General features: G+C 54.3%; 27 protein-coding genes. 6 read left to right on the forward strand and 21 right to left on the reverse strand.

Annotation, left to right across the window (positions count from 1 at the left end; translation table 11 throughout):
- Positions 1 to 140: 140 nt before the first annotated feature.
- On the forward strand, positions 141 to 758 hold the full coding sequence (locus tag ACOTXF_RS07340) for a flavin reductase family protein (protein WP_008501022.1): 618 nt from the start codon (positions 141 to 143) through the stop codon (positions 756 to 758).
- Here the strand turns inward: ACOTXF_RS07340 and rna are convergent.
- Positions 752 to 1,561 carry a ribonuclease I gene (rna, locus tag ACOTXF_RS07345; RefSeq protein ID WP_023293038.1) on the reverse strand — a complete coding sequence of 270 codons (810 nt, stop codon included), beginning with the start codon at positions 1,559 to 1,561 and terminating at the stop codon, positions 752 to 754. The two genes, ACOTXF_RS07340 and rna, sit on opposite strands and share 7 nt — an antisense overlap.
- 94 nt (positions 1,562 to 1,655) lie before the next feature.
- On the reverse strand, positions 1,656 to 3,023 hold the full coding sequence (gene dcuC / locus ACOTXF_RS07350; RefSeq protein WP_021242585.1) for an anaerobic C4-dicarboxylate transporter DcuC: 1,368 nt from the start codon (positions 3,021 to 3,023) through the stop codon (positions 1,656 to 1,658).
- Positions 3,024 to 3,417: 394 nt separating this feature from the next.
- Between dcuC and pagP the strand changes: the two genes are divergently transcribed.
- Positions 3,418 to 4,035: a lipid IV(A) palmitoyltransferase PagP gene (gene pagP, locus ACOTXF_RS07355; RefSeq protein WP_008501026.1), complete on the forward strand. Its 618-nt coding sequence runs from the start codon at positions 3,418 to 3,420 to the stop codon at positions 4,033 to 4,035.
- A gap of 190 nt (positions 4,036 to 4,225) precedes the next feature.
- Entirely contained in the window at positions 4,226 to 4,435 is a 210-nt protein-coding gene (gene cspE, locus ACOTXF_RS07360; RefSeq protein WP_002439184.1) for a transcription antiterminator/RNA stability regulator CspE, read from the forward strand.
- A gap of 219 nt (positions 4,436 to 4,654) precedes the next feature.
- Here the strand turns inward: cspE and crcB are convergent, their stop codons facing one another.
- Positions 4,655 to 5,038: a fluoride efflux transporter CrcB gene (gene crcB / locus ACOTXF_RS07365; protein ID WP_008501029.1), complete on the reverse strand. Its 384-nt coding sequence runs from the start codon at positions 5,036 to 5,038 to the stop codon at positions 4,655 to 4,657.
- Between the two features lie 67 nt (positions 5,039 to 5,105).
- Between crcB and ACOTXF_RS07370 the strand changes: the two genes are divergently transcribed.
- The gene (locus tag ACOTXF_RS07370) at positions 5,106 to 5,894 is read left to right on the forward strand and encodes a deaminated glutathione amidase (protein WP_021242583.1); all 789 of its coding nucleotides are present in this window, start codon (positions 5,106 to 5,108) and stop codon (positions 5,892 to 5,894) included.
- 125 nt (positions 5,895 to 6,019) lie between these two features.
- Positions 6,020 to 6,223 (forward strand): twin-arginine translocase subunit TatE, encoded by a 204-nt coding sequence (gene tatE, locus ACOTXF_RS07375; RefSeq protein ID WP_008501031.1) that lies wholly within the window; start codon positions 6,020 to 6,022, stop codon positions 6,221 to 6,223.
- Between the two features lie 81 nt (positions 6,224 to 6,304).
- Here the strand turns inward: tatE and lipA are convergent, their stop codons facing one another.
- The 14 genes from lipA to leuS form a co-directional block, all read right to left on the reverse strand.
- Positions 6,305 to 7,270 (reverse strand): lipoyl synthase, encoded by a 966-nt coding sequence (lipA, locus tag ACOTXF_RS07380; RefSeq protein ID WP_008501032.1) that lies wholly within the window; start codon positions 7,268 to 7,270, stop codon positions 6,305 to 6,307.
- 207 nt (positions 7,271 to 7,477) lie between these two features.
- Positions 7,478 to 8,431, reverse strand: coding sequence for a YbeF family transcriptional regulator (locus tag ACOTXF_RS07385; RefSeq protein WP_021242582.1), 954 nt, complete (start codon positions 8,429 to 8,431; stop codon positions 7,478 to 7,480).
- 291 nt (positions 8,432 to 8,722) lie between these two features.
- On the reverse strand, positions 8,723 to 9,364 hold the full coding sequence (lipB, locus tag ACOTXF_RS07390; RefSeq protein ID WP_008501034.1) for a lipoyl(octanoyl) transferase LipB: 642 nt from the start codon (positions 9,362 to 9,364) through the stop codon (positions 8,723 to 8,725).
- Between the two features lie 94 nt (positions 9,365 to 9,458).
- Complete coding sequence (gene ybeD / locus ACOTXF_RS07395) at positions 9,459 to 9,722, reverse strand: DUF493 family protein YbeD (protein WP_003858718.1); 264 nt, start codon at positions 9,720 to 9,722, stop codon at positions 9,459 to 9,461.
- Between the two features lie 106 nt (positions 9,723 to 9,828).
- Positions 9,829 to 11,040: a D-alanyl-D-alanine carboxypeptidase DacA gene (gene dacA, locus ACOTXF_RS07400; protein ID WP_008501035.1), complete on the reverse strand. Its 1,212-nt coding sequence runs from the start codon at positions 11,038 to 11,040 to the stop codon at positions 9,829 to 9,831.
- Positions 11,041 to 11,179: 139 nt separating this feature from the next.
- Positions 11,180 to 12,292 (reverse strand): endolytic peptidoglycan transglycosylase RlpA, encoded by a 1,113-nt coding sequence (gene rlpA / locus ACOTXF_RS07405; protein ID WP_232926740.1) that lies wholly within the window; start codon positions 12,290 to 12,292, stop codon positions 11,180 to 11,182.
- A 16-nt stretch (positions 12,293 to 12,308) separates the two neighbouring features.
- Positions 12,309 to 13,421, reverse strand: coding sequence for a peptidoglycan glycosyltransferase MrdB (gene mrdB / locus ACOTXF_RS07410; protein ID WP_008501037.1), 1,113 nt, complete (start codon positions 13,419 to 13,421; stop codon positions 12,309 to 12,311).
- 2 nt (positions 13,422 to 13,423) lie between these two features.
- On the reverse strand, positions 13,424 to 15,325 hold the full coding sequence (gene mrdA, locus ACOTXF_RS07415; protein ID WP_023293034.1) for a peptidoglycan DD-transpeptidase MrdA: 1,902 nt from the start codon (positions 15,323 to 15,325) through the stop codon (positions 13,424 to 13,426).
- Positions 15,326 to 15,353: 28 nt separating this feature from the next.
- Entirely contained in the window at positions 15,354 to 15,821 is a 468-nt protein-coding gene (gene rlmH / locus ACOTXF_RS07420; protein WP_003858701.1) for a 23S rRNA (pseudouridine(1915)-N(3))-methyltransferase RlmH, read from the reverse strand.
- Between the two features lie 3 nt (positions 15,822 to 15,824).
- On the reverse strand, positions 15,825 to 16,142 hold the full coding sequence (rsfS, locus tag ACOTXF_RS07425; RefSeq protein ID WP_003858696.1) for a ribosome silencing factor: 318 nt from the start codon (positions 16,140 to 16,142) through the stop codon (positions 15,825 to 15,827).
- Between the two features lie 269 nt (positions 16,143 to 16,411).
- The gene (gene nadD, locus ACOTXF_RS07430; protein ID WP_032622886.1) at positions 16,412 to 17,077 is read right to left on the reverse strand and encodes a nicotinate-nucleotide adenylyltransferase; all 666 of its coding nucleotides are present in this window, start codon (positions 17,075 to 17,077) and stop codon (positions 16,412 to 16,414) included.
- The gene (holA, locus tag ACOTXF_RS07435; protein ID WP_039024429.1) at positions 17,070 to 18,101 is read right to left on the reverse strand and encodes a DNA polymerase III subunit delta; all 1,032 of its coding nucleotides are present in this window, start codon (positions 18,099 to 18,101) and stop codon (positions 17,070 to 17,072) included. The genes nadD and holA overlap by 8 nt, the downstream gene beginning before the upstream one ends.
- A complete protein-coding gene (gene lptE / locus ACOTXF_RS07440) occupies positions 18,101 to 18,670 on the reverse strand; it encodes an LPS assembly lipoprotein LptE (protein ID WP_008501042.1) in 570 nt (189 codons plus the stop codon). Before lptE ends, holA begins: the two co-directional genes overlap by 1 nt.
- A gap of 14 nt (positions 18,671 to 18,684) precedes the next feature.
- Positions 18,685 to 21,267 carry a leucine--tRNA ligase gene (gene leuS / locus ACOTXF_RS07445; protein WP_047745902.1) on the reverse strand — a complete coding sequence of 861 codons (2,583 nt, stop codon included), beginning with the start codon at positions 21,265 to 21,267 and terminating at the stop codon, positions 18,685 to 18,687.
- A gap of 214 nt (positions 21,268 to 21,481) precedes the next feature.
- Between leuS and ACOTXF_RS07450 the strand changes: the two genes are divergently transcribed.
- Positions 21,482 to 21,964: a zinc ribbon-containing protein gene (locus tag ACOTXF_RS07450; RefSeq protein ID WP_047745918.1), complete on the forward strand. Its 483-nt coding sequence runs from the start codon at positions 21,482 to 21,484 to the stop codon at positions 21,962 to 21,964.
- 64 nt (positions 21,965 to 22,028) lie between these two features.
- Here ACOTXF_RS07450 and rihA read toward each other — a convergent pair whose 3' ends face one another.
- The 4 genes from rihA to gltJ form a co-directional block, all read right to left on the reverse strand.
- On the reverse strand, positions 22,029 to 22,967 hold the full coding sequence (rihA, locus tag ACOTXF_RS07455) for a pyrimidine-specific ribonucleoside hydrolase RihA (protein ID WP_008501045.1): 939 nt from the start codon (positions 22,965 to 22,967) through the stop codon (positions 22,029 to 22,031).
- A 120-nt stretch (positions 22,968 to 23,087) separates the two neighbouring features.
- Entirely contained in the window at positions 23,088 to 23,813 is a 726-nt protein-coding gene (locus tag ACOTXF_RS07460) for an amino acid ABC transporter ATP-binding protein (protein WP_014883001.1), read from the reverse strand.
- Entirely contained in the window at positions 23,810 to 24,487 is a 678-nt protein-coding gene (gene gltK, locus ACOTXF_RS07465; protein WP_008501047.1) for a glutamate/aspartate ABC transporter permease GltK, read from the reverse strand. Before gltK ends, ACOTXF_RS07460 begins: the two co-directional genes overlap by 4 nt.
- Complete coding sequence (gene gltJ, locus ACOTXF_RS07470) at positions 24,487 to 25,227, reverse strand: glutamate/aspartate ABC transporter permease GltJ (protein ID WP_008501048.1); 741 nt, start codon at positions 25,225 to 25,227, stop codon at positions 24,487 to 24,489. The genes gltK and gltJ overlap by 1 nt, the downstream gene beginning before the upstream one ends.
- Positions 25,228 to 25,319 lie beyond the last annotated feature (92 nt).

Below are 25,319 nucleotides of genomic sequence, written 5' to 3' on the forward strand. Positions count from 1 at the left end.
GCGCGCAAGTTTGAAGTGATGAAAGTCACATTCATGGGCCATATGAATTTTCGCTGAAATTTATTCAGTCTTCATTCCTGACGGAATACGTTACGCTGAGTGTCCTGAACCCGGGCGTTGCCCACCAACGAGAGAGAATTATGTACTTCTATCAACCGTCTCAGGGGCACGGCCTGCCGCATGACCCGCTGAACGCCATTATTGGTCCACGTCCGATAGGCTGGATCTCCTCTTGCGACAAGGCCGGTCAGCTGAACCTTGCACCGTACAGTTTCTTCAACTGCTTTAACTACCGCCCGCCGATCATCGGCTTTTCCAGCAACGGCTGGAAGGACAGCGTGCGTAATATTACGGAAACCGGGGAGTTTGTCTGGAACCTGGCAACGCGCGATCTCGCACAGGCGATGAATCAAACCTCCGCGATGCTTCCCCACGATCGGGATGAATTTAGCTTTGCCGGACTCACGCCAGCGGCCAGCCAGCTGGTTAACGCCCCCCGCGTTGCAGAAAGCCCGGTGAATTTTGAATGTCGACTGTCCCAGTGCATTCAGCTTACCGGAGCCGACGGTACGCCGGTGGACACGTGGCTGGTGCTGGGGGAAGTGGTCGGTATCCATATTGCCGAAACGCTGCTGGAAGAGGGGATATACCAGACGGCGAAAGCGCAGCCCATCCTGCGTGCGGGTGGGCCGACGGCATACTATGGCATCAGCGATGAAAACCGGTTTGATATGGTGCGCCCGGGCGCGGATCAGTAACCGGCTTTATCAATCACGAATTGTTTTCCGCAGTTACCCGGATGTGGCTGCGGGGCAAATGAGGCCGCAGAAAGCGGGTTGTTAATGGCGTCAGCCTTCAGCGAAATCTGCATCTCGGTCAGATAAGCCGGATTGCCGTTGCAGGTCAGCTTGAACGCTTTGACGTTCTCCTTGCCCCAGCTTTTGGCTACGGCACTGTCAAAGTCGCTGCGATTGACGGGTTTTCCGTAGTTATTGGCAAGGAATTTACCGACCGCACTGTTTTTAACTTCCTGATTCATCCGCACCATCGTGCCGAAATAGGCATCCGGATCGAAACCAAAGCAGACGCCATGTTTGGCGTATTCGTAGCGTTCCAGGCAGGAATTACCGCCCGCACCCGGCATCACGTCGTTGAGCTTTGCGGCAGCGGAAAGCGACAGTCCGGTTTCGGCGGCATCGCATTTGCGGCTGGCCTTCACTTCCGGCATGTTCGGAATGGGGCGCGTGGCGCAGCCAAAACGCATCCATCGACGTTCATCCACCCCGCGTGCGGCAATGGATTTCGGCAGGCCGGGCCATAGCCCGTGAACGGTCAGAAAATCAGCTTTATTTTCGCGCTCTTTTTGCAGGCGACATTCGTCAGGTTCATTGCGGTTGCGCTCGACCATGCTCTGGCAAAACCCGGTTTGCCAGGACAGAGCCAGCACATAGCGATCGAAATCGCCATACTGGGTTGCCTTGAGCGGTTCTGCCTGCGTGGAGAAAACACAGAGGGCAAGCGCGATTGCCCCAGACGGGATAACGATATCCTTCCTGAACATATGATTTCCTGATCGAATGAGCGTGATTGATTTCTGGGGGTTATTAAAGCACAAAAAGCGCCCGCAGGCGCTTTCTGGATATCAGGAATTTAGCTTAGGCTGCGCCGGGCACCAGCACTTCCGTGGCGATAATCACGATAATCAGCCCAACCATAACGGGCACTGAGGTGCGTTTTACCACTTCAAACGGCGAGATTTTTGCCATCCCGGCAACGGCGACGACCACGCCCGATACCGGGGAAATGGTACGGCCCAGGTTTGACGCCTGCAGCATGGGAATGGAGAGATAGGCCGGGTTAATACCGGAGGAGTGGGCCAGTTTCGGGATCATCTCCACGAAAGCGTAGAAAGGCGCATTGCCGGAACCGGTGGTCATGGCCGCCAGCATGGTGAGTACCACCAGGACCAGCATCAGGATAATACTTGCCGAGCCGAACGAGGTGGCGATAGAGATCAGGCTCTGGATAAAGCCGATGGTGCTCAGACCCTGAGCAAAAACGCCCGCTGCCACCAGCAGCATCACCACACCAGCGAAGGCATCCGCCATACCGCGATAGGCGACTTCCAGACCAGAGAACACCTTTTGCGTGTTGAAACCGCGCACAAACTCCAGCACGGCAGCCAGCAGCATGCAGATCACCAGAATGGTGATGATGTGCAGCTGCGGGCCCCATTTGCCGTCAAAAATCAGCACTCCGATAATCGGCGTGAAGGGCAGAATGGCATAAAACGCGGGTGCGGTGGTGGTGATCTCACTCACATCCATCATCTCGTGGCTGATGTTTTCTTTCTTGTCCAGATAGCGCTGCCAGAAGAAATGCGCGATTCCCATTCCCACAATGGCGACAATAGAGATTGGCAGCGTGGTTTTAAAGGCGAAGTCGATCAGCGACATCTCCGCAGCCTTTGCCGCCAGCACAACGTCGCCGGAGGTTGGGGAGAGAATAATGGCTGCCGGAGACGCGCAAATGGCTGCTGCCGCGCCGCGGCTGATACCGACGTTCACCATGACCGGGAACAGCGTGGCCATGAGCAGTACGCCAAGTCCGGTTGCCGACGACACGGCCAGCGACATCAGGCAGGCGAGGAAATAGGCGGCGACCATCAGCAGATAGGGTGAGTTGATGTATTGCAGCGGTTTTGAGGCAAGCTTAACGACCATGTCGTTGGCACCGATATGGGTCATGTAGGCGGCAAAACCGCACAGCATCATGATCATCATACCCAGGTCGCCGCCGCGGCTCATGAGTAATATCTTAATGTATTCAACAATATCAGTGGCGGTGTAACCCGTACTGGTTGCACTGGCAGGTAATACCTGATGTCCCATTATGGCGCTGATAATCAGCAGCGTTAAACCGCCAACAAATAATACGCCCGTGGCCGAATAGCCTTTAATGATGTAGCGTGCGACACCGACAATGACGACGACCCCAATAAGGAGTTCGAATAACGTAAGCATGATTTCCCCTGTATCTCTGCTGCAATGGAGCACAAAAAATCAATAAAAATAAGAAGGATGAAAATGTGCCGAATAAATGGCCTGTTCTTGCTGATTAAAATCAATAAACAGACGACTAGAGAGCAGAACAACCGTGTTTTTGCCATGGCTCTTACATTTACGCCATGAGAGTCTTGACCGTCAGAAATAGCGCAATATGTCCTTACAATGATAACAGATTGTTAATATTTTGTGTAATTCAGCATGTTGCTGATATACAAGGCTAAACAGGTTAAAGGCTCACTCTGAATGTGCTTATTCAAACTTGCGGTCCAGTTTATTGAGAATATTCCCGGAAAAAGGCCGAATAATTAGGAATAACGCTGATGTCGTTAAGCCTTGATTCAACTACTTTATGGTAAACTTTGCCTCGAATACTAAGAATGGTAATTGCATTGTGATCGTACGTAATACATTTTTCTCAATTTTATTGTTTATTTTTGGGCAGTTAACGTTTTCTTCTGTTGCACAGGCAGAGGACAACGCGACGGATAAAGGGTGGTTCTCAACCTTTACGGATAATGTCTCTCAGACCTGGACGGCGCCCGAACATTATGATCTCTATGTTCCGGCAATAACGTGGCATGCGCGTTTTGCTTACGACAAAGAGAAAACCGATAAATATAACGAGCGTCCGTGGGGCGCTGGTTTCGGTCAGTCGCGCTGGGATGATAAGGGAAACTGGCATGGCATCTATCTGATGGCCTTTAAAGACTCCTTTAATAAATGGGAGCCGATTGGGGGCTACGGCTGGGAGAAAACCTGGCGTCCGCTAGCCGACGAGAACTTCCATGTCGGGTTGGGCTATACCGCGGGGGTCACCGCGCGTGACAACTGGAACTACATTCCGATCCCGGTGCTGCTGCCGTTGGCCTCTATCGGTTACGGCCCCGCAACGTTCCAGATGACCTACATCCCGGGCACGTACAACAACGGTAACGTTTACTTCGCCTGGATGCGTTTTCAGTTTTAACTGAAAAAACGTTACCTGTTGGTGATAAAACGCGCAGCCGTTGATTCATAAACGATAAAAATCTGCCAGTGAAAATTAACGCGACTTTAGTCACTTTTTATCAAAGATCCGCTGGACAAAAGGTCTCACAATTGATGTACTGGTAACCGACACAGCATTTGTGTCGTTTTTTAATGTAAAGGTAATTTTGATGTCTAAGATTAAAGGTAACGTTAAGTGGTTTAATGAGTCCAAAGGATTCGGTTTCATTACTCCTGAAGATGGCAGCAAAGACGTGTTCGTACACTTCTCTGCAATCCAGTCTAATGGTTTCAAAACTCTGGCTGAAGGTCAGCGTGTAGAGTTCGAAATCACTAACGGTGCCAAAGGCCCTTCTGCTGCTAACGTAATCGCTCTGTAATCCAGACGCGTCAGCAAGAATTTCAAAACCCGCTCACTGAGCGGGTTTTTTTCGTTTTGAATCAGCCAAGCAGATACATTTTCAGGAAGCTGGCCACGATCAGCACGCTTAACAACACCATGCCTGCGCTCATCAGACTCTGTTTCATTCTGTCACCCTCGTTCATTACTGCAGCCAGAGTGACAGAGAAAAATTAAGCCAACATTAACGGTTCGGCTGTTAATGCGCGCTTGCGGAAGAAAATAGCCAAAATGCGATCCCCGTCATCGCAAAGGAGCCGAGCATATTGATCGCCATATTCATCAGCGCCCAGCCGATACGGCCTTCCTGAAAGAGAAAAACCGTTTCCGCAGAAAAGGTTGAGAAGGTGGTTAACCCGCCGCAGAATCCGGTGGTAATCAGGACTTTCCACATTGGGTCAATGTGTGTCATTCGGTTAAACCAGGCCAGCCCCATGCCAATGATAAAGGCACCTATCAGGTTTGCAGCCAGCGTCCCCATGGGAATCGCCTGATGCAGGGGGTTAAACCGCATACTGAGAAACCATCGCGCAACGCTACCCGTTCCCCCACCAATAAAAACGGCTAAAAGTAGTTGTAACACGCTAAATACCTGCTATTTGATGTGTAAGAGAAGCGAGTTTAACGCCGTTTATGATGAGGGGACAAATATGTATGTTGCGGTAGGGCAATTTGCGGTCACGCCTGACTGGCAGGCTAACGCGATAAAATGCGTCAATCTGATGATGCAGGCCCAACAGAAAGGCGCGTCGCTGCTGGTGCTTCCTGAGGCGCTGCTGGCCAGGGATGATAATGACCCGGATTTATCCGTGAAGTCCGCGCAGCCGCTGGACGGTGAATTTTTACAGCAATTGCTCGCCCAGAGCGTGGGCAATACGATGACGACGATCTTAACAATCCATGTTCCCTCTACGCCGGGTCGGGCGGTGAATACGCTGGTGGCGATTCGCGGCGGAGCCATAGTCGCACGTTACGCCAAGCTCCATCTTTATGATGCCTTCAGCATTCAGGAATCACGGCGCGTCGACCCAGGAGACCGTGTTCCGCCGCTGCTGGAGATTGACGGATTAAAGGTTGGGCTGATGACCTGCTATGACCTGCGTTTTCCGGAGCTGGCACTCCATCTGGCGCTACAGGGGGCGGACGTGCTGGTTCTGCCTGCCGCGTGGGTTAAAGGGCCGTTAAAAGAACATCACTGGGCAACGCTGCTGGCGGCACGCGCGCTGGATACCACCTGCTATGTCGTTGCTGCAGGAGAATGCGGAACGAAGAACATCGGGCAAAGCAGGGTGGTCGATCCGCTGGGTGTGACGATTGCCGCCGCTGCGGAAGCCCCGGATTTGCTGGTGGCAGAGATAAACATAGACAGAATTGCGCTTGCACGTCAGCAATTACCTGTTCTTCGCAATCGTCGGTTTGCGCCACCGCAATTATTGTGATGTTTTTTTCAACAATGCTTGATTCACCTTGTTACAGATTGCTATTGTGTGCACGCGCTAAATGACCGTTAATACAGTCAGGTTTTGGCGCTGAATGCAGCCTGTTTTAAGTAAAGAAGGTATCTATGGGTGAGATTAGTATTACCAAACTGCTGGTGGTTGCCGCACTGGTCGTCCTGCTGTTTGGTACCAAGAAGTTACGCACGCTGGGTGGTGACCTGGGGGCTGCCATCAAAGGCTTTAAGAAAGCGATGAACGACGATGATACAGCCGCGAAGAAAAGCGCTGAGGATGACGTCCCGGCAGACAAGCTTTCTCACAAAGAGTGACGGCAACGCCTGCGGGATTGCGAAAAAAAACCGGCTCATGAGGCCGGTTTTTTTGTATTACTGTAAATGAATATTACAGCACTATTTAACTTCTTCGCCTTTTGCCTGCATATCTGCATGGTAGGAGGAGCGAACAAACGGGCCGCATGCGGCGTGAGTAAAGCCCATCGCCAGCGCTTCGGCCTTCATTTCATCAAACTCGTCCGGGCTCACGTAGCGCTGTACCGGCAGGTGGTGACGGCTTGGCTGCAGATACTGGCCCAGAGTCAGCATGGTTACACCGTGGCGGCGAAGATCGCGCATCACCTCGATGATTTCATCGTTAGTTTCACCCAGACCTACCATCAGACCTGACTTGGTCGGAATATGCGGATGCGCTTCTTTGAAGCGTTCCAGCAGTTTCAGAGACCAGTTATAGTCAGCGCCCGGGCGGACCTGACGATAGAGACGCGGTACGTTTTCCAGGTTGTGGTTAAACACATCTGGCGGCGTCGCGGTCAGGATATCCAGCGCACGGTCCATACGGCCGCGGAAGTCTGGCACCAGCGTCTCGATTTTGATGTTTGGGCTTTTCTCGCGAATGGCCGTAATACAGTCAGCGAAGTGCTGCGCTCCGCCGTCGCGCAGATCGTCACGGTCAACGGACGTGATAACCACGTAACGCAGCGCCATGTCGGCGATGGTCTGCGCCAGCTTCTGGGGTTCGTTAGCATCAGGCGCGACCGGACGGCCATGAGCAACATCGCAGAACGGGCAGCGGCGGGTACAGATAGCACCCAGAATCATAAACGTCGCGGTACCGTGATTGAAACATTCAGCAAGGTTCGGACAAGAGGCTTCTTCACAAACGGAGTGAAGGCCATTCTTGCGCATCGCCGCTTTGATCCCCTGGATACGCGAAGAGTCGGCCGGAAGTTTGATTTTCATCCATTCCGGTTTTCTTAACAGCGCCTCGCGCTCTGTAGCCACGTTTTTAACCGGGATAAGGGCCATTTTATCGGCATCGCGGTATTTAACACCGCGTTCCATCACAATGGGTTTACTCATAGCGTGCGTGTTCCAGTTGCGAATATCGAAGGAAAGCGTTTCAATTCAAGGGAATGTTGTATTTATCAACTCTTTTTGAACGAACGACAGGCAGTATATCATTGAAACGGTCGTTAAAGCAGCCTGCCAGATCGCCAATTTGTAAAATAGTTGTTGTTTTGTGCCTTTTGCCCTGCCTGCCGCAGGGGCTTATGCTGGCTCAACCTGTCAGAAGGCCTGACGGATAATGCGGATGACGTTTTCCAGAACCGGATCGCGCAAGCTCAGCTTGTTGTAATGCAGTGAAATTTCAATAGATTCCGCATTAAGCTGGCTGAGGGGGATACTGTCCAGCGGCCAGCATTTCCGGAGCAGGCTGTACAGGCGCGATGGCATGATGCACAGCATATCGCTGCTGCCTATCAGGGATGCGGTGGTGAACATATTGTAACTGCTGAAGCTGATCTGACGTTCCGGGAAAATTTCATCAATACGCTGACGAAGGCCATGGTTGGACTGCCCTTCGGTCATGAAAGACGAGTGGTCGTAGTTGCGCAGGTTTTCGATGGTCAGCGGCTCGCTGAGGGCAGGATGCTGCTGACGGCAAACCAGTACCAGGTTATCCGCATAGAGCACATTTTGCCCCAGCGCTCTGGCACTGAAGCTGCCGCTTTCAATAATCAGGTCCGTCTGGAACTGGGCAAGCTGAACGTCAGGCTCATGGAGAGGCACATTGCGAAGCAGGAGCTGCGGAGCATGCTCTTTTACGGCCTGGAAGATCGCAGGCATGACCAGCACACCCACCGAAGGGGAACAGCCGATGGTGATGGTTCTCTGCTTATCGTAGCTCCCGGTTAAATCCAGTGCGCCCAGAATCGACTCCAGCCCCTGGCTGATGTACTCATGGAGATGCGTGGCGTAGGCCGTCGGCGTTACCCCCTGGCCCTTACGGATAAATAATGGGTCAGGAAATATAGCGCGTAGCTTTTGGATGGACTGGCTAATTGCTGAAGGCGTGAGATTAAGAATTTTCGCAGCGTTAACGATACCCTTATGGACATATACTGCCTCAAAAATAGTCAGTAAATTGAGATCAATATTACGTAAAGTCCGAAAAATTTGCGGCTTGTCTTCGCCACCAGGTTCATTCAGTCGTTTGGCTGGTAAATTATTATACTCCACGCTTTCACTCCGTATACATTCACAATATGAATGATAGTTGAATTTATTTATTATGCTTGTAGAGATTCGTAAAGTGTTGGTTTTGTTTCATTTGTTTATCAAAAGCAAACACTTGTGTGATAATTGCTCACGTTACTTATGCCGTGTTTGCCGTGCATGCTGGAGGCTAAATAATATGTAGCGGTAATATTCGGGCGCTTCGAAAATATAGAATCTATGGATTATTGTAAAGTGCAAAAACGGTAAATAGACAGTGGCCCGTCAAATTAGCGAGCCCTGTTGTACGATATATTAAGCAGGGATATATTCGTGTGGGGGATTGTTAAGTAGTGCTAACACGTTCTTCAAAAGCACGGGACGAATCGTGTCTGGCGTAGCGGTTTCTACCCACTGGCGCATTTGCGTCATTTCCATGCCGGCGTAGCCGCAGGGGTTTATGCGCTGGAAAGGCGCGAGATCCATATTAATATTCAAGGCCAGGCCATGGAATGAGCAGCCTTTACGAATACGCAGCCCCAGAGAGCAGATCTTCATTTCCCCAACGTAGACCCCAGGCGCATCGGCCCGCGGATGCGCGTCAATCCCGTATTCCGCCAGCGTATTGACGACTGTCTGTTCCAGTAAGGTAACCAGTTCACGCACGCCGAGCTTTCTGCGCTTCAGATTGAGCAGGACGTACATTACCTGCTGCCCGGGACCATGGTACGTGACCTGACCGCCGCGATCGCTCTGGATAACCGGAATATCGCCCGTCATTAATAAATGTTCTGCTTTTCCCGCCTGACCCTGCGTAAAGACCGGCAGGTGTTCGACCAGCCAGATCTCATCGGGGGTAGTGTCATCGCGTGAATCGGTGAAGTCATGCATAGCCTGGGAGACAGGCTCGTAAGGTTGCAGCCCGAGGTGACGGACCAGAATTTTATCCTGATACAAAACTGCGTCTCCGAAGACGAGGGACAAAAGGTATGCGGGAGTATATCACAGCGGGGAGAGGGGTTACCCGGCAAACCGGGTAACCGCAAAGGGACTACAGCACCATACGAACGATTTCGATATTGCCGAGCTCTTCGTACAGCGTCTCAACCTGCTCAATGTGTGTCGCAGTGATGGTAATAGAAACCGAGTGGTAGTTGCCCTTGCTGCTTGGTTTTACTGACGGAGAGTAGTCACCCGGCGCATGGCGCTGTACCACTTCAACCACCTGATCAACCAGCTCAGGTTTCGCCAGACCCATTACTTTGTAGGTAAATGGGGTAGGGAATTCAAGCAGTTCGTTAAGTTTGGTTTTCATGTCAGCTCCGGCGTAACGTCAAAAAATAATAACTCCCACGTCAGGTGGGAGTTATCAGGATACTTAGTATATGGGGATCAAAATCACACTTTCAAGTGTTCGATTTTTAACCAAACCAGTGGTGGAACATCAATTTAATATAATCAATGATTTTGCCGAAGAAATTGCCTTCAGGAATTTCTTGCAGGACCACCAGCGGGCGCTGATCGATCGTTTTGCCATCCAGCTGGAAGTTGATTGTGCCCACGACCTGATTTTTCTGCAGCGGGGCGTGCAGCTCGGTGCTGTTCAGGACGTAGCTGGCTTTCAGATCCTTCATACGACCGCGCGGAATGGTCAGGTAGAGGTCTTTATCAACGCCGAGAGAAGCACGGTCGTTGTCGCCGAACCAGACGGGTTCAGACGCAAACTCTTTGCCTGCTTTCAGTGGATTCACGGTTTCGAAGAAACGGAAGCCCCAGGTCAGCAGCTTCTTGCTTTCTGTTTCACGGCCTTTAAAGGTGCGGCCACCCATCACGGCAGAGATCAGACGCATCTGGCCTTCAGTGGCGGAGGCGACCAGGTTGTAGCCCGCTTTGTCGGTGTGACCGGTTTTGATGCCGTCAACGTTCAGGCTGTTATCCCACAGCAGGCCGTTACGGTTGGTCTGACGGATACCGTTGAAGGTGAACTCTTTCTCTTTATAAATAGAGTACTCATTAGGGACATCGCGGATCAGCGCCTGACCAATCAACGCCATGTCACGTGCCGAGCTGTACTGACCGTCTGCGTCCAGGCCGTGTACGGTCTGGAAATGGCTGTTTTTCAGACCCAGCGCGTTCACGTAGCTGTTCATCAGGCCTACGAAGGCATCCTGGCTACCGGCGGCGAAATCGGCCATCGCTACGCAGGCATCGTTACCCGACTGCAGGTTGATACCGCGAATCAGCTGGGAAACAGGAACCTGCATACCCGGTTTCAGGAACATCAGAGAGGAACCCTTAAAGACCGGGTTCCCGGTTGCCCACGCATCGTTACCGATGGTGACCAGATCCGTTTCTTTGAATTTACCTGCCTTCATCGCCTGGCCGATAACGTAGCTGGTCATCATTTTGGTCAGGCTGGCCGGGTCACGGCGGGCATCGGCATTCTGTTCTGCCAGCACTTTGCCAGAGTTGTAATCGATCAGGATGTAGGATTCCGCGTCGATTTGCGGAACGCCAGGGATCATGGTCTTGATATTCAGGTCATCGGCGTGAGCTGCAGAGAGCGCAGCCGCGCAAAGGGCCGTGGTCAGCGCCATGCGCTGCACAAAACGAGCAGAAAAAGTGGTCTTCATGGTCAGAACTACGACATCCGTGATGGAATTAAAAAAAGTGCCTTACTATAGCAAATGCTATTCAGGCAGGCATCCGACTTTAAGCATGAGTTTGTGAATGTGTTTTACACAAACTGACAATTCGGATACCGCCGGTTAATTATTTCGCAACAGCGATAAATGACTGAAGCTGAGCTTCATTCTGCAGACGCTGCTGCAGGGAGGCTGCCTGCGATTTGCTGGCAAACGGCCCCATCTGAATGCGCCAGACCGCACCGTTCTGCTCAACGCGTCCAGGTACGCCAAACTGCTGGCTCAGACGCTGCTGATACTGTTTAGCCCGGGCCTGATCGCTCACAGCACCGACCTGAACCACATAGCTGCCGCTGGCCGCTGTTGGAGCCGCCACCGCAGCACTTTGCGTGGCCGCGGGCGCCGTTACGGGAGCCGACTGGGTCGCTGGTGCAGCAACGGGAGCGGGGGCTGGGGTAGGCTCACTGCCTTCCAGCACGCCCGAGGCTAAGGTCGTCGGTGCGCCAAGAAAGCCGCTACTCTTTACCGGTGCGCCCGTTGAATCGTCGCTTTGCAGCGTGTCATTGCTGATTGGGCGTATTTCTCCCCCCGGCTGAGCAGGCTCGGCCGGAGAAGAGACGCTGCCCATTCCGCCGTCAAGATTTGGGCGGTCGGGCAGGGCATAGGTCTGTTTCGCCACCGTCGTACACGCGGTACCTGGCCCGGACAGCGAACCATCCTGCGCCACGATAATCGGGTCAATACGGACTTTGGTGTTGTTCGAGGTATTCAGGCGATCGGCAGACGCGCGCGACAGGGAGATCACCCGATCATTTCCGTACGGGCCGCGGTCGTTGATACGCACGACGATCATGCGGCCGTTTGCCAGGTTGGTGATACGAGCATAGCTCGGGATCGGCAGCGTCGGATGTGCCGCCGTCAGCTGCATGGGGTCGAACGTCTCTCCGGAGGCCGTCAGGTTACTGCCTGGCTCGGCATCATAAATGGCGGCAAAGCCCGCCTGGCTGAAACGGGAAGGATCCTGAACAATTTTATAGCTTTTGCCGTCGCGCTCGTAATCCTGATTGGCACTGGAATTCAGCGGTTCATAAACGGGATCGGCACCGCTGATTTCTACGATCGGGCCATTACACACCGCAGGCTGCGGCGGCGCGATGGTTGCCTGTTGCTGACCATCATCACTAGTACAGGCCGCAAGTAAACTTGCCGCAATGCAGATCCCCAGCCACTGCTTACGCATTCCGATCCCCTTATTTTTATACGCTTTTTGACAACATTTTTCTGTGGGTATGGATCGACATCACGATACCAAACCCGGCCATCAACACGATCAGTGCCGAGCCTCCGTAACTCACCAGCGGCAGCGGTACGCCTACCACCGGCAGAATACCACTCACCATACCAATATTTACGAAGACATAAACGAATAAAATCAGCATCAACCCGCCAGCCATGACGCGACCAAAGGTCGTTTGCGCGCGTGCTGCAATCCACAATCCTCGCATGATCAGCAGAACGTATAGGGCCAGGAGTATTAAGATGCCCACCAGCCCCAGCTCTTCCGCCAGGACGGCAAAGATAAAGTCGGTGTGACGTTCCGGTAAAAATTCCAGCTGCGACTGCGTGCCGTGCAGCCAGCCTTTACCGCGCAGGCCGCCGGAGCCAATCGCAATCTTGGACTGAATAATATGATAGCCCGCGCCCAGCGGATCGGTTTCCGGATCGAGCAGCATCATGACGCGCTGGCGCTGGTAATCGTGCATCAGGAAGAACCAGAGAATAGGGATGAACGCCGCAATCAGCACTACCGCGATACCAATCAGGCGCCAGCTCAGGCCCGACAGGAACAGGACAAACAGGCCAGAGAGGGCGATGAGGATAGAGGTACCCAGGTCAGGCTGTGCCGCAACCAGCAGCGTTGGCAGGAAAATCAGCACCAGCGCGATAGCGGTATTCTTCAGCGACGGCGGACAGACGTCGCGGTTGATAAAGCGTGCCACCATTAAGGGCACGGCGATTTTGGCAATTTCCGAAGGCTGAAAGCGGACAATGCCCAAATCCAGCCAGCGTTGCGCCCCTTTTGAAATGGCCCCAAAGGCATCGACCGCAACCAGCAAAATAATACAGAAGATGTAGAGGTAGGGCGCCCAGCCTTCGTAGACGCGCGGCGGGATCTGCGCCATCACCACCATAATGATCAGGCCCATGGCGATCTGGCCGATTTTACGCTCCATCATCCCGATGTCCTGGCCGCTGGCGCTCCAGATAACCAGCGCGCTGTAAACCAGCAGAGCCAGCAGGATCAGCAGCATGGCTGGGTCGATGTGGATTTTGTCCCACAGCGATTTTTTATTTGGATTATCCGTCATGATTATTGGTCCTCCGCCGCAGCGGCGGCCGGGTTTTCAGCCGGCAGTTCGGTGTTGTTATCACCCAGCATAATGTGGTCAAGGATCTGGCGCATGATGGTCCCTACTGCAGGCCCGGCACCGCCGTTCTCCAGAATCATCGCCACCGCGACCTGCGGGTTGTCGTAAGGGGCAAACGCCGTCATCAGCTTGTGGTCACGCAGACGTTCGGCAATGCGGTGCGCGTTATAGGTTTCGTTGGCTTTCAGACCAAAGACCTGCGCAGTACCAGACTTCGCCGCCACTTTGTACGGCGTACCGGCGAAATACTTGTGTGCGGTACCGTTGGGGCGGTTTGCCACACCGTACATACCGTCTTTCGCGATCTCCCAGAAGCCGGAATGAATGTCACCCACCGGCGCTTCGTGCGGCTGGTTCCACGGCACTTTTTTGCCGTCTTCAACCGTACTCTGCAGCAGGTGAGGCACTTTCACCACGCCGTCATTGATGAGGATCATCATGGCTTTGTTCATCTGAAGCGGCGTTGCCGTCCAGTAACCCTGACCGATACCCACCGGAATGGTGTCGCCCTGATACCACGGTTTTTTAAAGCGCTTCAGCTTCCATTCGCGCGTCGGCATGTTGCCGGAGCGTTCTTCCGCAAGGTCAACGCCGGTGTAGTGTCCGTAGCCGAATTTGCTCATCCACTCTGACAGGCGGTCGATCCCCATGTCATACGCCACCTGATAGAAGAAGGTATCCGCAGACTCCTCCAGCGATTTGGTGACGTTCAGATGACCGTGGCCCCATTTTTTCCAGTCGCGATAGCGCTTTTCTGAACCGGGCAGCTGCCACCAGCCTGGGTCAAACAGGCTGGTATTGCGGTTGATGACGCCAGCGCTCAGTGCAGAGACCGCCACGTACGGTTTAACCGTGGATGCCGGCGGGTAAACCCCTTGCGTCGCGCGGTTCACCAGCGGCGTGTTGGGGTCATTCAGCAGACCGGAGTAGTCTTTACTGGAAATGCCGTCAACAAACAGGTTCGGGTCATAGCTTGGCATAGAGACCATCGCCAGGATGCCGCCGGTGCGGGGATCGGTGACCACAACGGCTGCGCGGCTGCCCGCCAGCAGGGTTTCAATATACTGCTGAAGCTTAAGGTCGAGGGTCAGATAGACGTCATGCCCCGCCTGAGGCGGCACTTCTTTAAGCTGGCGAATCACGCGGCCACGGTTGTTAACCTCAACCTCTTCATAGCCGGTTTGCCCGTGCAGGACATCTTCGTAGTAGCGTTCAATACCGAGCTTACCGATGTCGTGCGTTGCGGCGTAGTTCGCCAGCTTGCCGTCTTTATCGAGGCGGTCGACGTCTTTGTCGTTAATCTTGGAGACGTAGCCAATCACATGCGTCAGCGCGGAGCCGTAGGGGTAGTAGCGACGCTTGTACCCCTTTACTTCCACGCCGGGGAAACGGTACTGGTTCACCGCAAAGCGGGCCACCTGGACTTCCGTCAGGTTGGTTTTAACCGGTATGGAGGTGAAACGGTGAGAGCGGGCGCGCTCTTTTTTGAAGGCGGCGATATCGTCGTCGTTAAGGTCGACAACGCTTTTCAGCGCTTCCAGCGTATCCTGAACATTATCGACTTTTTCCGGCATCATCTCGATTTGATAGATGGTGCGGTTTAACGCCAGCGGGGTGCCGTTGCGATCGTAAATAATGCCGCGGCTGGGCGCGATAGGCACCAGCTTGATACGGTTTTCGTTGGAACGCGTCTGGTAGTCGGTAAAACGGACAATTTGCAGATTATAAAGGTTGGCGATCAGCACGCCGGTAAGCAGCAAAATCCCGGTGAAGGCGACCAGCGCCCGGCGCACAAACAGCGCGGACTCAGCCGTATAGTCGCGAAAAGAATTCTGTAGTTTCATCCGCTGCTTAATCTACCCTGGTCAGTCATTACTCGCGGTGATAGGGGTGGTTGGTAGTAATGCTCCACGCGCGATACAGGCTTTCTGCCACCAGTACCCGAACGAGCGGGTGGGGAAGCGTCAGCGCGGAGAGGGACCAACTTTGTTCTGCTGCCGCTTTGCAGGCAGGGGATAACCCTTCGGGTCCGCCAATCAACAGACTGACGTCACGGCCATCCTGCTTCCAGCGCTCCAGTTCGTGCGCCAGCTGCGGCGTATCCCAGGGTTTTCCTGGAATATCGAGGGTGACGATGCGGTTTTTGCCAGCGGCAGCCAGCATCAGTTCGCCCTCTTTATCGAGAATACGTTTGATATCGGCGTTCTTGCCGCGCTTACCGGCGGGGATTTCCACCAGTTCGAACGGCATGTCTTTTGGAAAACGACGCAGATATTCAGTAAAACCGGTTTGTACCCAGTCCGGCATTTTGGTGCCGACGGCGACCAGCTGCAACTTCACGCATTAACCCCAGAGTTTTTCCAGCTCATACAGGCGACGGCTCTCTTCCTGCATGACGTGGACAATCACATCGCCGAGATCGACAACCACCCAGTCAGCCGTCGCTTCACCTTCAACGCCGAGCGGCAACAGCCCTGCAGCACGTGATTCCTGTACCACGTGATCGGCAATTGAAACAACATGACGTGTGGACGTACCGGTGCAGATGATCATGCAGTCGGTAATACTGGATTTACCTTTAACGTCGATAGCGATGATGTCCTGACCTTTCAGGTCATCAATTTTGTCAATAACAAAATCCTGGAGTGCTTTACCCTGCAAGTTTTCCCCCTGGGGTGAATGAGATTGTAAAACGTTGAATTCGTAGCCAGACAGTATACCTGAACTCATGCCTGTATCGGGACAAAAGTCTCCGGTCGGGCTTTTGAAGGCGGGTATCATCCCACCCTCTGCCTGAGATTGCATCGCCATTTTTGTAAAACAATTTCTGTAAAGCAATCATCGGCGGGAAAGTCTGGCAGCGGAGAATAACAGTATGGCTTACCCTGTCAAGGCAGGATAAACAATAAGCCGCTTTTTATGCCCTCCGGCTATTCATCTGCGCTTTTCTGATACAAACCATGCGTATGGATATAGGCCAGCACCGGTGCGGGGAGCAGATCGTCACACGCTAAACCCTGCTGTAAGCGCTCGCGAATGAGGGTTGCAGAGATATCGAACCACGGCGTTTCGGCCAGATAAATCTTCCCGGCAGGCTGAGTGTGAAGATCTTCAACATTGGCGGTGAGATGATCTTCCAGCCACTGCTGGTACTGCGCTTCGCGCATGGTCAGCGGATAGCCAGGACGGCGGCAGACGAGCAGGTGGCTGTTCTCCAGGATGGTTTCATATTTATGCCATGTGGGGAAGTTCAGCAGGGAGTCCTGTCCGATGATAAAAGCCAGCGGCTGGTCTGGACCTTGTTCTGTGCGCCACTCCTGAAGCGTCTGTGAGGTCCAGGAGGGGGTGTCGCGACGCAGCTCACGCTCGTCAAGCCGGAAGAGCGGCTTATCTGCGATGGCCAGGGCAAGCATCTCTTTTCGCTGCTCGCTGGTCGCCTCAGGCTGTGGACGGTGGGGAGGGACATTATTCGGCATGATGGTGACGCGCTGAAGGCCGATCAGATTCGCCAGAATTTCAACCGGCTTCAGATGCCCGTAGTGTACCGGGTCGAAGGTGCCGCCATACAGGGCCTGTAAAGAGTGCATACTATCCATCAATAAAAACGTCTGCCAGCGCCTTGTGGCAGAGCAGCAGGGAAAGGCTTTCCAGCTCAGCCCAGACCGACTGGCCGTAATCTTGTTTTAACGTGAGTTCGGCGCGCATCAGAAGCTGTACCGCCTGGCGAAGCTGTTCATGACTCAGACGGTTGATGGCCTCGGAAGTCAAAGCCCGGCGATTTTGCCACACCCGGTGTTTATCAAACAGCGAACGCAAAGGCGTATGGGCAGACTGACGCTTGAGCGTAATCAGCAGCAGCAGTTCGCGCTGCAGCGTACGCAGCAGAATGACCGGTTCGCTCCCTTCGAGGCGCAGCTGCTGCAGAATATGCAGGGCGCGTTTACTTTTTGCCGACAGCAGCGCGTCCACCCAGTGGAACGGCGTGAAGTGCGCCGCGTCGTTAACAGCCTGCTCGACGCGCGGCAAGGTCAGCTTGCCGTCCGGCCAGAGCAGGGAGAGTCTGTCCAGCGCCTGCGCCAGGGCCAGCAGGTTACCTTCATAGCAGTAGCAGAGCAGCTGGTTCGCCGCATCATCCAGCTGAAGGTTGTGCTGCTTCGCTCTCGCGGCGACCCATTTAGGCAGATGCGCCTGCTCAGGCGTCTGACAGGTGACCAACACCGCGTGGGGCGCGAGTTGGGTAAACCATGCCGCGTTTTCCTGCGCTTTGGTCAGCTTGTTGCCACGCACAATCAGGATCAGATCGCTGTGTAAGAGGCTGACCAGCGTAGCGAGCTGCTCGTTCATCGCCGCGTTAGGCCCGTTTTCCGGCAGCAGGATCTGAATTGTCTGGCGCGATGCGAACAGGCTCATCGCCTGACAGAGCGAGAAGAGGGCGTTCCAGTCGGTATTGTTATCCAACTGGACGGTGTGGTGTTCATCAAAGCCCTGCGCGGCGGCGGCATGCCGCACGGCATCCAGGCTTTCCTGAAGTAATAACGGATCGTTTCCAAGAAGCAGATACGCCGCGCGCAGCCCTTCATTGAGCTGCGCGCGGAGTTGTTCAGGATACAGCCTGATCATCATTTACCCAGAGAGTTAGCAGCAGGAAGCGTGCCATCAACCGGTTTATCAACAATGTCAGATCCTTGTTTGGTTGACGCTGCAATACTTGGCAGTTTACGGATCAGCTGTTCCGCCGCCTTGTCATACATTTCGTTGATGATAATCTGCTGTTCGGCATCTTTTGCCAGCGCCGTCTGCGGGTTATCGAAGAACGAACGGTACACTTTCGTGCTGATCGGATAGATGTCTTTACCCGGGATCAGAACTGCCGCGTTGACCGTCAACACCATTTGATACTCTGCGGTACGGCCATCCTGGAAGATAGACGCAGTGTCTCTCGACAGACCACTTCCTGTCACACGCAGAGACGGTACATCCTGACGCAGCGTCTGTTTCTCAACAAGCTCAACGCCGTTCAGACGCAGCTGATTGCGAATTGCCCGGCTGAGTGGACCGTTCGGATCTCCGGAATCAAAGATCATGGTTTTCATCTGAGCAGGCACCGCCGTGGTATTGCGCAGGTGCCAGCCGCAGCCAGCGGTGACAAGCACCGCCAGAGATAAGAGTATTGTTGCCAGTTGTCGCACGTTTCCTCCCGCGCTTAGCCAACGACCAGATTCAGCAGTTTACCAGGTACGTAGATCACTTTACGTACGGTAACGCCCTCAAGATATTTAGCGACCAGTGGTTCCTGGCCCGCGCGCTCGCGAACCTGTTCTTCGGTTGCATCGACCGCCACGGTAATTTTACCGCGGACTTTACCGTTCACCTGGACCACGACCAGCGTGGTGTTTTCCACCATCGCGGCTTCGTCAGCCTGCGGCCACGGCGCGTTGTCGATATCGCCTTCGCCTTTCAGCTCCTGCCACAGGGTAAAGCTAACGTGCGGCGTGAACGGGTTCAGCATGCGAACGACGGCCAGCAGCGCTTCACGCATTAAGGCACGATCCTGCTCGCCGTCCTGCGGGGCTTTCGCCAGCTTGTTCATCAGTTCCATAATAGCCGCAATTGCGGTATTGAAGGTCTGACGACGACCAATATCATCGGTCACTTTCGCAATGGTTTTATGAACGTCACGACGCAGCGCCTGCTGATCTTCAGTCAGGGCAGCAGCGTTCAGCGCCGGGGCATCGCCCAGTGAGGTGTGCTCGTAAACCAGCTTCCAGACGCGTTTCAGGAAGCGGTTTGCGCCTTCCACGCCAGACTCCTGCCATTCCAGCGTCATGTCTGCCGGAGAGGCAAACATCATGAACAGACGCACGGTATCCGCACCATAACGCTCAACCATCACCTGCGGGTCGATACCGTTGTTTTTCGACTTGGACATTTTGCTCATGCCGGTGTAGACCAGCTCGTGACCTTCAGCGTCTTTCGCCTTCACGATACGGCCCTTCTCGTCGCGCTCAACGATCGCGTCAACCGGAGATACCCAGTTACGCTCGCCGTTTGCCCCGACGTAATAGAAGGCATCCGCCAGCACCATGCCCTGGCACAGCAGCTGTTTTGCAGGTTCGTCAGAGTTCACCATGCCCGCATCGCGCATCAGCTTGTGGAAGAAGCGGAAGTAGAGCAGGTGCATGATGGCGTGTTCGATACCACCGATGTAGATGTCTACCGGCAGCCAGTAGTTTGCCGCATCGGAATCAAGCATACCGTCCTGGTACTGCGGGCAGGTGTAGCGCGCGTAGTACCAGGAGGATTCCATAAAGGTATCGAAGGTGTCGGTTTCACGCAGCGCAGGCTGGCCGTTGACGGTGGTTTTTGCCCACTCGGGATCGGCTTTGATCGGGCTGGTGATGCCGTCCATGACCACGTCTTCCGGCAGGATCACCGGGAGCTGATCTTCTGGCGTTGGCATCACGGTGCCATCTTCCAGCGTCACCATTGGAATTGGCGCACCCCAGTAACGCTGACGGGAAACGCCCCAGTCGCGCAGACGGAAGTTAACTTTACGCTCGCCCACGCCAAGGGAGGCCAGCTTGTCGGCGATAGCGTTGAAGCCCTCTTCGAAGCTCAGACCGTTGAACTCGCCGGAGTTGAACAAGGTCCCTTTTTCGGTCAGCGCTTGTTCGGACAGGTCTGGTTCAGAACCGTCAGCCGTCAGAATAACAGGCTTGATGGTCAGGCCATATTTAGTGGCAAATTCATAGTCGCGCTGGTCGTGACCCGGAACAGCCATCACGGCGCCTGTGCCGTATTCCATCAGTACGAAGTTGGCGGCCCAGACAGGGATCGCTTCGCCCGTCAGTGGGTGAATGGCCTTAAAGCCGGTATCAACCCCTTTTTTCTCCATCGTTGCCATATCGGCTTCTGCCACTTTCGTGTTGCGGCACTCGTCGATGAAGGTAGCCAGTTCGGGATTGTTCTCTGCCGCTTTCTGCGCCAGCGGGTGACCTGCGGCCACGGCCAGGTAGGTCGCGCCCATGAAGGTGTCCGGACGGGTGGTGTAGACGGTCAGGGTCTGGTCGTAGTTCTCAACGTTGAAGGTAATTTCCACGCCTTCAGAACGGCCGATCCAGTTGCGCTGCATGGTCTTAACGGTATCTGGCCAGTGGTCCAGATTATCCAGATCGTTCAGCAGCTCATCAGCGTAAGCGGTGATTTTAATAAACCACTGCGGGATCTCTTTACGCTCTACTTTAGTATCACAGCGCCAGCAGCAGCCATCGATAACCTGTTCGTTCGCGAGAACGGTCTGGTCATTCGGGCACCAGTTAACGGCAGAGGTCTTCTTGTACACCAGGCCTTTTTTGTACAGCTCAGTGAAGAATTTCTGTTCCCAGCGGTAGTATTCCGGGGTACAGGTTGCCAGCTCGCGGCTCCAGTCATAGCCAAAGCCCAGCATTTTGAGCTGGTTTTTCATGTACGCGATGTTGTCGTACGTCCACGGTGCCGGCGCCGTATTGTTTTTGACCGCCGCGCCTTCCGCAGGCAGACCGAACGCATCCCAACCGATGGGTTGCAGAACGTTTTTGCCCAGCATGCGCTGGTAGCGCGCAATCACATCACCGATGGTGTAGTTACGCACGTGGCCCATGTGTAGTCGACCAGAAGGATAGGGAAGCATCGACAGGCAGTAATACTTCTCTTTGCTCTCGTCTTCGGTTACTTCAAAGGTGCGCTTCTCGTCCCAGTGTTGCTGGACTTTTGATTCTATCTCTTCCGGGCGGTATTGCTCTTGCATGGCAGCCAGTGGTCCTGTGTTCAATACAGCTACAAATGTAGCCAATGGATGTGGTAATTCAGATCCGCATAGCATAGCCCAAACGCCCGCGTCAAAACAGCCTTTCGCACAAATGCGCTTTGCAGGAATTTACCGGGTCTGTGCTTCACCTGACAAAGCGGCGCTGAAATAAGGTCTATTATTAGAAATAGTTACTTATCCGGGAGGCAAAATGATGAACAAGGTTGCTCAATTTTACCGCGAACTGGTGGCGACACTGACGGAACGGCTGCGTAACGGCGAGCGTGATATCGACGCGTTGGTGGAGCAGGCGCGTGCCCGCGTGTCGCAAACGGGTGAGTTAACGCGAACCGAAGTGGAAGAGGTGACCCGCGCCGTGCGTCGCGATCTGGAAGAGTTCGTGCGCAGCTACCAGGAGAGTCAGGAGGAGGTCACGGACAGCGTTTTCATGCGGGTGATTAAAGAGAGCCTGTGGCAGGAGCTGGCCGATATCACCGATAAAACGCAGCTGGAGTGGCGTGAAGTCTTTCAGGATTTAAACCACCACGGTGTGTACCACAGCGGTGAAGTGGTCGGGCTGGGAAATCTGGTGTGCGAGAATTGCCACCATCATATTGCAGTGTATACGCCGGAGGTCCTGTCGCTGTGTCCGAAATGCGGCCACGATCAGTTCCAGCGTCGGCCGTTTGAACCTTAGGTAAAAGCGCAGGTTTGCGCCCTCTCCCCGTGGGAGAGGGCCGGGGTGAGGGCATCAGGCCGCACTACGCACTATAGTAAGCCAGTCTCTCCGCCAGCAAATCCACAAACGCCTCACGGTCAATATCCACCATCACCGTGGTATTCGGTTTATTCCCCGTCAGCGAGTAGTAGTCCACCACCGTCATCCCCTGGGTGTATTTCCCCTGCGTTTCGACGCCAACCCACCTGTGGACGGTGGTAAACATCTCCGGTTTTAACAGCCAGGCAATGGTGCACGGATCGTGCAGCGGCGCGCCGTGGAATCCCCATTTCTCGGCTTTGTGATACTCCATAAAGAAGTCGAGCAGCTCAGCCACGGTTGTCGCGACCGGATTGCCCACGGAGCGGAAGCGCTCAATGTCGTCTGCCATAATCTGCGCGCGATGCGTCACGTCCAGCCCTGCCATCACAACTGGCAGGCCCGACTGGAAGACGATCTCCGCTGCTTCCGGGTCGACAAAAATGTTGAACTCTGCGGAAGGCGTCCAGTTTCCCAGGCCCATAGCCCCGCCCATGATGACGATACGAGCGATTTTGCTGTGCAGTTCAGGATGGCTGTTCAGCAGCAGCGCGACGTTGGTTTGCGGTCCCGTTGCCACCAGAGTGACGGGTTCCGCGCTCTCGCGCAGCACCTTTGCCATCAGCTCCACGGCGGTGCAGCTTTGCGGCGTGAAGCCAGGTTCCGGCAGCGCCGGACCGTCCAGCCCGCTTTCGCCATGCACGTTATCCGCAATAATTAATTCACGCATCAGGGGCTTGAGGGCGCCGCCGGCGACAGGAATATCCGTGCGCTTGAGCAGCGTCAGCATGCGCAAAACGTTACGCAGGGTTTTATCCGGCGTCTGGTTTCCGGCAGAAGAGGTGACGGCTTTGACGTCGAGCTCGGGGGAGGCAAGTGCAAGGACGAGCGCGATCGCGTCATCATGACCCGGGTCGCAATCGAAAATTATAGGTTGTGCCATAGCGTTCTCCATTCATAGCGTTATTTTGTGACAAGGTTAACGCTGCAATGGGGCACCGACGAGAAGAAGTGAGCGAAAGCGTGAGGCAGTGCGCAATCCGCAGATTGCGCACTGAGAAGGTTAGTGCAGGATTTTCGCGAGGAAATCTTTCGCACGTTCCGATTTCGGGTTGGCGAAGAACTCCTCTTTCGGGGAATCTTCGACAATTTTCCCTTCGTCCATGAAGATCACGCGGTTGGCCACCTTGCGGGCGAAGCCCATTTCGTGGGTCACCACCATCATGGTCATCCCTTCGTGCGCCAGTTCGACCATTACGTCCAGCACTTCGTTGATCATCTCCGGATCGAGCGCCGACGTGGGCTCATCAAACAGCATGGCAACCGGATCCATGCACAGCGCGCGGGCGATCGCCACACGCTGCTGTTGGCCGCCGGAAAGCTGCGCCGGGAACTTATCGGCATGCGCAGAGAGGCCAACGCGTTCCAGGAGCTTCAGGCCTTTCTCGCGCGACGCTTTTTTATCACGCTTGAGCACTTTCACCTGGGCCAGCGTCAGGTTCTCAATAATGGAGAGGTGAGGGAACAGCTCAAAATGCTGGAACACCATACCAACGTGAGAGCGAAGCTGGGCAAGATTGGTTTTCTTGTCGTTGACTTTGGTGCCGTTGACGACGATCTCACCCTGCTGGACCGGCTCCAGTCCGTTAACGGTTTTGATCAGCGTCGATTTACCGGAACCGGACGGTCCGCACACCACTACCACGTCGCCTTTTTTCACTTCGGTGGAGCAGTCGGTCAGCACCTGAAAGTGCCCATACCATTTCGAAACATTTTTCAGGGAAATCATTGTACCGTCCTTTTCTTCAGCCAGCTGACCAACAGCGACGCGCTTAAACTAATCACAAAATAGACCGCTCCCGCAAAGAGCACCATCTCAACCTGCGTACCATCACGCTCACCGATGGTGGACGCGGTACGGAAGAAGTCTGCCAGGCTCAGCACGTAGACCAGGGACGTATCCTGGAACAGCACAATTCCCTGGGTCAGCAGGAGCGGAACCATGGCGCGAAACGCCTGCGGCAGAATAATGAGCTGCATGGACTGCCAGTGCGTCATCCCCAGCGCCAGCGCGGCGCTGGATTGCCCGCGGGAGATACTCTGAATGCCTGCACGGATAATCTCCGAGTAGTAAGCGGCCTCAAACATTGAGAACGCCACCATCGCCGAGATCAGACGGATGTCGGTTTTTGGCGACAGCCCCAGCACGTTTTGCAGGAAGCCGGGCACGATCAGGTAAAACCACAGCAGCACCATTACCAGCGGGATGGAACGGAACACGTTAACGTAGGCGGTCGCAAACCAGGCGAGCGGCTTAAAGCTCGACAGGCGCATGACGGCCAGCAGGGTGCCCCAGACGATACCGACGATAATGGCAATGACGGTGATTTTTAAGGTAATCATCAGTCCATCAAGCAGGTAAGGCATGGATGGAACGATAGAACTCCAGTCAAATTCGTACATTATTTGCCCCCCATGTTGCCCGGCAGGCGAATTTTGCGTTCAACCAGGTTCATCACCAGCATGATGAAAGCGTTAATCAGAACGTAGGCGAGCGTGATCGCGGTGAAGGATTCCCACGCGTGAGCGGAGTAATCCAGCAGCTTGCCCGCCTGCGCGGCCATATCGACCAGGCCGATGGTCGAGGCGATGGCCGAGTTTTTCACCAGGTTCATCATCTCGGAGGTCATCGGCGGAACGATGACGCGGTAGGCGTTAGGCAGCAGCACGTAGCGGTAGGTCTGTGGCAGGGTTAACCCCATCGCCAGACCCGCATTTTTTTGTCCGCGGGGTAATGACTGAATGGCGGCACGCACCTGCTCACAAACGCGCGCAGCGGTAAACAGCCCCAGACACATCATGGAGGAGACAAAGAACTGCACATTCGGATCCAGTTCCGACTTGAACCACATGCCAATATTTTCCGGCAGCAGTTCCGGGATAACCAGATACCAGGTAAAGAACTGCACGATCAGCGGAACGTTACGGAACAGTTCCACGTACAGGGTGCCGAGTGTTGAAAGAAAACGGTTAGGGACGGTGCGCAGAATACCGAACAGAGAACCGACAAGAAACGCGATGATCCACGCCGTTATCGATAATGCCACGGTGACCTGAAAGCCGCTCCACAGCCAGCCAAGATAGGTGGTGTTGCCGAACGGGGCTTGTTGCAGGAATATGCCCCAGTTCCAGTCGATTGACATAATAAACTCCAGAAAAAAAAGGGTAGCAGCGCTACCCTCGAAGATTGGTGAGAAGCTCATTTTTCGCGCTGAGTGGGGAACGACCACTCAAC

Source organism: Enterobacter cloacae complex sp. IR53041 (genome assembly GCF_049238285.1).
In the GTDB taxonomy this organism is placed as follows: domain Bacteria; phylum Pseudomonadota; class Gammaproteobacteria; order Enterobacterales; family Enterobacteriaceae; genus Enterobacter; species Enterobacter roggenkampii.